Below are 2,228 nucleotides of genomic sequence, written 5' to 3' on the forward strand. Positions count from 1 at the left end.
GATCTCGACTGGCCGTATGCGGTATCGCTCGGGTGTGAGTGCCATGCCCGCGCACGGTAGGGGCGGCGGGGGGGGAGCCGCCCCGCCCCCGCTTTGTCAGCCCATAGCCCCCCAGTGCCGCCGCCCCCGGGCGCGGCCACCCCCGGCGACGCGCCCCCCCCCCCGCCGGGCAGGCGCGCAGAGCGTGCTCGATCTCGGCGAGTTCGATGCGGTAACCGCGCACCTTGACCTGGAAGTCGCGACGCTGCACGAAGACCAGCTGTCCGTCGGCGGTCCAGCGCACCATGTCGCCGGTGCGGTAGAGGCGGCTGCCCGGCTCGCCGAACGGGTCGGCGACGAAGCGTTCCGCGGTGAGGTCGGGCCTGCCGTGGTACCCGGTGGCCAACTGCGCGCCGCCGAGGTAGAGCTCGCCGGTCACGCCGGTGGGGACGGGGTGCAGGCGGTCGTCCAGCACGTACACGCGAGTGCCTGCCTCGGGGACGCCGATCGGGACGATCGCGCCGGTCTCACCCGCCGTGGTGCGATAGCGGGTGACCGAGACCGCGGCCTCGGTGGGACCGTAGAGGTTGTCCAGGCGCGCGCCGGTGCGGGCGGCGGTGCGGTCGACGGTCTCGGTGGGCAGCGGTTCGCCGATGACCAGCAGCCTGCGCAGCGCCGCGGGCAGCGGGCCGTCGGCGACCTCGGTGAGCATGGCCAGTTGCGAGGGCACCAGGGTGAGGGTGGTGACCCCGGCGCGCGCGATCAGCTCGAGCATGCCGTGCGGATCGCGGTGCGCGCCCTCCGGGGCGAGCACGAGCGCCGCGCCGGTGCGCGGGGCCAACCAGAACTCCCAGACCGACAGGTCGAAGGCGGCGGAGGTGTGCAGCAGCACGGCGTCGTCGGTGGTCAGGCCGTATTCGGACTGCATCCACTCCAGCTGGTGGGTGACGGCGGACTGCGGCAGCACCACGCCCTTTGGCGCGCCGGTGGAGCCGGAGGTGAAGATGATGTACGCGGGGTCCGCCGGCCGGGCCGGTCGGGTCAGCTCGTAGGGGCGGACCGGGTGCGCGCTGATCCCGGCGGCGATCACCGCGGCGGTGTCGACGTCGAGCACGATCTCGTGTGCGGCCACCGACTCCGGCAGCATCGGATTGCTCGCCGAGATCAGCACCAGCGCGGGATCGGCGGCGGCCAGCACCGCCACGGTGCGCTCGAGCGGGTGCGCCGGGTCGAGCGGGACATAGGCCGCGCCCGCGGTGAGCACCGCGTACATGGCGGTCAGCAGTTCGGTGCTGCGCGGAATGGCAAGGGCGACAACGGTGTCCGGGCCGATGGCGCGCGCGATGAGCACCCTGGCCAGGCGGTTGACCGCGGCGGCGAACTCGCCGTAGGTGAGCCTGCGGTCACCGTCGACGACAGCCACGACGTCCGGGGTACGGGCGGCCTGGGCGTGGAAGCCCGCGGCAAGGGTTCCGGCGGCAAGGGTTCCAGCGGCACAGACCCGGTCGGGCCGGTTCCAGCCGTGCACGATGCGGTCGGTCTCGGCGGCGTCGAGCAGCGGCAGGTCACCGACCGGGGTGTCCGGCGCGGTGAGCACCGCCTCGAGCAGCCTGCGCAGCCTGCCCGCGATGTTGGCGACGGTGGATTCGTCGAACAGGGCGGTCGCGTAGGTGATGGCGGCGTCCATGCCCGCGGGCGCGCCGTCGGCGGTGTGCCGGTCGGTGACCACCAGGTGCAGGTCGAACTGGGAGACCTCGGTGTCGAAATCGACCGCGGCGGCGGTGATCCCGTCCAGGTCGACCTCGGCCTCGGCCTGGTTGTGGAAGGAGAAGCCGACCTGGAACAGCGGATGCCGCGCGGTGGAGCGCTCCGGGTTGACCACCTCGACGAGCCGTTCGAAGGGGATGTCGGCGTGCGCGAAGGCGGCCAGGTCGGCTTCACGCACCGCGGCCAGCAGATCGGTGAAGCTCGCGCCTGGCTCGACCCGGGCGCGCAGCACCAGGGTGTTGACGAACATGTCGACCGACCGGCCGCGCCCGGCCGTGGCCTCCACCCGGGGCAGGCACGTCGACTTCACCGTCGACGCCGCCACACACGCCGCGCTCACCGAACTGGCCCGCGCCAACGGCGCCACCCCGTTCATGGTCGTGCACGCCGCCTTCGCGGTGCTGTTGGCGCGGCTGTCGGGCACCGACGACATCGCCGTCGGCACCCCGGTGGCCGGTCGCGGCGCGGCCGAACTCGACGAC

The 2,228-nt window shown here is 73.5% G+C and carries 2 pseudogenes; one reads left to right on the top strand and one right to left on the bottom strand.

Going from position 1 to position 2,228, the window contains the following annotated elements:
- Positions 1–2,020: pseudogene (locus tag QH283_RS08040) on the bottom strand (non-ribosomal peptide synthetase); the annotation flags it as partial.
- Here QH283_RS08040 and QH283_RS08045 point away from each other — a divergent pair.
- Positions 1,992–2,228: pseudogene (locus QH283_RS08045) on the top strand (condensation domain-containing protein); the annotation flags it as partial. The pseudogenes QH283_RS08040 and QH283_RS08045 sit on opposite strands and share 29 nt — an antisense overlap.

The organism is Nocardia farcinica (genome assembly GCF_029867845.1).
Lineage (GTDB): Bacteria > Actinomycetota > Actinomycetes > Mycobacteriales > Mycobacteriaceae > Nocardia > Nocardia farcinica_A.